Here is a 3,595-nt window from a genome sequence, read left to right as displayed (position 1 = left end):
AGGAGTTCTTGGGTTCGAATCCCATCCCTCGCACTTGTTCTCTGTTGTTTCTCCCTGCAGGCCTGCCTGTTGGTTTTCCTGATCTGCATGGTGTATCCCGTTCAGCCTTCTGTCCTCACCAGTGTTTCGCAATCTTTATCACAGAATGCCGATGGAATCATTCTGATGCATGGAGACAGCGATCAGGGCAATCCTTCAGGTTTTTTTCCGGACTCTCCCGGTCAGATGGATTCCCTTCCTGCGATCTTACGAAAACTCCATACGGATCTCCCTCTTGCGGGTGATCCGGCAAATAACCTGCTTTCCCTCCCTGATGATCTCCTCAAGTACCTGGTTTTTCTGGTCCGGAATATTCCGGTTATGCCTCCCCAACGTTCCCAGGATGAGTGGCAGGCATTCCTCTCCTGCCTCCGGCCTCATTGGATCTATCCCCTCATCACGTTCCACCTCCGCTCCTGGCCGGAAGAATGCCGGCCCCCGCAGGAAATCCGGGAATACCTGGAACGGATCTCGCTGACTTCCACGGCAAGGACACTGCTCGCCGGCCAGCAGATCCAGACAGTCACCCGTGCCATGAAAGAAGCTGGTGTCCCCATCATCCTCTTAAAGGGCCCTGCACTGGCACGAACCGTCTATCCCGACCCCACGCTCCGGCAATCCAGCGACATCGACATGATCGTTCTGCCGGACGCTATCCCGAGAGCGGAGGCAGTGCTGGAAGAGCTCGGGTACACCTGCCCGGCAAAGATCTTCCACATCTACCCGTATGCTGATCATCACGAGAAGTTCTTCCCCCCAGGGAAAGGGTTACGCCTCCAGCTGCACTGGGCAACGGCAAACGAGTTCGGCCTCTTTTCTGAAGACTGGCTGGATGCTTCGTTCACGCGGCGGATCACCGTTCACGCAGATGGCGTCTCGTTCGATACCTTCTGCCCGGCTGACCAGCTCCTGTATCTCGTCTTCCATGATGCATTCCAGCACCGGACCATCAGACTTGACTGGATCGGCGACATAGCGCGGGTCATGCACCAGATCCGTTCCCGGGAAGAATGGGAGGAACTGGTCCGTCAGTCCGTGGAGAACAATGTCCGGATCCCGCTGGAACACTGCCTTGCCGCCGCCAGTTTCTGGTCGGGGACGCCCCTCCCTGAAGGAGCCGGGGAGTTCTCCGCATGGCCGGCACCGTCCGCGGGAGAGGTCCGCCTCCAGAAAAAAATCTCCCGGGCACGGCTCTTTTTCATCTCGCGCCTTATCCTTGCCATGCAGCAGCGGCCGGGCGTGTACGAGAAGCTGCGTTTTGTCCGCATGTTCCTCCTTCCCCCAACTCCCCTGCTCTGGGAGTACCGGAAGTCGCCCTCATCCCTCGATATCCCGCTCGCACACCTGCGGCGCTGGTCCCGGATCGTGACCTTCCGGTTATGATGTGACGGGCCAGGGTCACTGCTGGTAAGCGTCGGCCTGCGCCCGGTACATCTTCGCGTAGTGCCCGCCCTGCGCCATCAGTTCCGCATGCGATCCAATCTCGGTGATCCTCCCGTCCCGGAAGACGCAGATGCGGTCAGCGATGAGGACGGTCGAGAAGCGGTGGCTGACAATGACGGCTGTGCGGCCTTTCACCAGCTCGCGGAAACGGTTGAAGATCTCTGCCTCGGCAAGGGCGTCGAGCGAGCTGGCCGGTTCGTCGAGGATGATGAGGTCCGCGTCCCGGAAGAAGGTCCGCGCCAGGGCGATCTTCTGCCATTCTCCGGTGCTGAGATCATGGCCCCCGGCAAAGAGCCTGCCGAGCTGGGTGTCGAGGCCGTCGGCGAGTTTCCGGATCACCGGGTCGGCAGCAGCCCGGTGAGCAGCCCCGCCAATCTCCGGGGTATCCCGGGGTTGTGTCACGTCCCCCACCCAGATGTTCTCCCCGACCGTGAACTGGTACCGGACAAAGTCCTGGAAGAAGACGGCGGTGTGCTTTCGCCAGTCATCCGGATCGGCTGCCCTGAGATCAATCCCGTCAACGGAGACCGTCCCGGTATCCGGGTCGTAGAGCCGGCAGAGGAGCTTGACGAACGTGCTCTTTCCCGCGCCGTTCTCCCCGACAAGGGCGATCACCTCGCCACGGCGGATGGAAAGGTCCACGTCCGCGATGGCCGGGGCGGCTGTGCCGGGGTACGTGTACGAAACCCCGGCGAACCGGATCTCTTCCCGGAACGGTGCAGGCAGGGGGACGGGATGCTCCGGGGCTGCGATCCGTGGCTGCAGGTCGAAGAATGAGAAGAGGTGGCGCAGGAAGAGGTGGTCCTCGTACAGGGCGTTCATGCCGGTGAAGATGGCCTGGATGTACCCGATGCAGAGCTGGAAGCCCATGAAGAACATCACCAGGTCACCGACCGAGAGCGTCCCCTCGATCGCTTTTATTGCGATGATGGCAAATGCGCCAAAGATGGCGACTGTTACGATCCCCTGTGTCAGGACATCGCCCGTGGCCCGCGAGCGCGAGAGGGCGAGGCGGGCGTCCCGCAGGGAATACTGGAGGTCACGGTACCGCTGCCGGAAGAGATCGCCAAGGCCGAACTGCCGGATCTCCCTTGCGTACCATGCTTCGGTGATGAGCGAGTTGTAGTAACTGCTCCGGCGCATCGCCTCGGTCTGCCGGACCTGGAGAGCGTACTGCTGACGGGAGTTGATGAGCCGGACAAACGCTGCCGGCAGGGCTGCGCCGGCAAGGAGCAGGGCCACAAGCGGGGAGAAGAGGAGGATGGCCCCCCCGACGGTGCAGAGCGAGATCGTGCTCTGCACGACACGGGTAAAATTTGCGATAACCTGCGCGGAACGGGCAGCACCGCCCATCTGGGCGAGCCGCAGGTTGTTGTGGTAGGCCGGGTTCTCGTAATAGGCAAGGTCGAGCCGGAGCGAGTGCTCCTGTATGCGGTCGGTAATAGTATCGGAGAGCGTGACCGACTGGAGCTCAGAAACGTACCCGGAGACAGCCCGGCAGACCGTTGTCAGGATGGCAAGCACGGCTGCAGCGGCGATGAGGAGCCAGAGCTGGGAGAAGAACGGTGTCTTGTCAGGAGCGGCTGCTGCCGCTGTGACCGTGTCGATCATCAGCTTCATCACGTACAGGGCCGCGAGCGGGAGGAGCCCCTGCACAACGATGAGCGCGATGGAGAGGGTGGCAAGGCCGGGAGTGTACGTGAAGACCTCCCGGATCGCCCGGAACAGTACCGTTCTCCTGGATGCGAGATGCGAGAGGAATGTTGCCGGGCGGGGAACGGGTTTCATGGTACTCCAGTGCAGGGATCATCAGTTCCGGCGGATATATGCCGGGATTTGTCGGATCCGGGACAAAAAACGGTTGCAGCGGGGATCGTTTGAGATCGTTTCCCCAAAAACCGGTTTTCTTTTACAAAAATTAAACCTGCGGACTATTTATGGTTATATTTTTTATAGTACTGGTACTCGTCATGGACAGGACAGGTTTTGGTACCATTCCCGTACCCAACCCCGCGGTTGTCTCCCGTGAGGCACCGGACGGGGGAAGCGTCATGGTGAACTGCGACACGGGAACCGCCGTCGCGGTCAACGCCACCGGCACGCTGGTCTGGAA

The 3,595-nt window shown here is 60.6% G+C and carries 2 protein-coding genes; one reads left to right on the top strand and one right to left on the bottom strand.

Annotated features, from left to right (window positions below; all coding sequences use genetic code 11):
• Positions 1-225: 225 nt before the first annotated feature.
• Positions 226-1,422 carry a nucleotidyltransferase family protein gene (locus CW742_RS08845; protein ID WP_292419311.1) on the top strand — a complete coding sequence of 399 codons (1,197 nt, stop codon included), beginning with the start codon at positions 226-228 and terminating at the stop codon, positions 1,420-1,422.
• A 15-nt stretch (positions 1,423-1,437) separates the two neighbouring features.
• On the opposite strand, the gene CW742_RS08840 is transcribed toward CW742_RS08845, so the two are convergent.
• A complete protein-coding gene (locus CW742_RS08840; protein ID WP_292419308.1) occupies positions 1,438-3,270 on the bottom strand; it encodes an ABC transporter ATP-binding protein in 1,833 nt (610 codons plus the stop codon).
• Between the last annotated feature and the right edge of the window lie 325 nt (positions 3,271-3,595).

Origin of the sequence: Methanoregula sp., assembly GCF_002835825.1 — an archaeon.
Taxonomy (GTDB): Archaea; Halobacteriota; Methanomicrobia; order Methanomicrobiales; family Methanospirillaceae; genus Methanoregula.
The sequence above is the reverse complement of the archived record's forward strand: the minus strand, read 5'-3'. Positions and strand labels throughout refer to the sequence as shown.

What these genes read in the sequence shown, in the direction of transcription:
- CW742_RS08845 (WP_292419311.1), top strand. Translation starts at nt 226, where the DNA reads ATGGATTCCCTTCCTGCGATCTTACGAAAACTCCATACGGATCTCCCT.
- CW742_RS08840 (WP_292419308.1), bottom strand. Translation starts at nt 3,270, where the DNA reads ATGAAACCCGTTCCCCGCCCGGCAACATTCCTCTCGCATCTCGCATCC.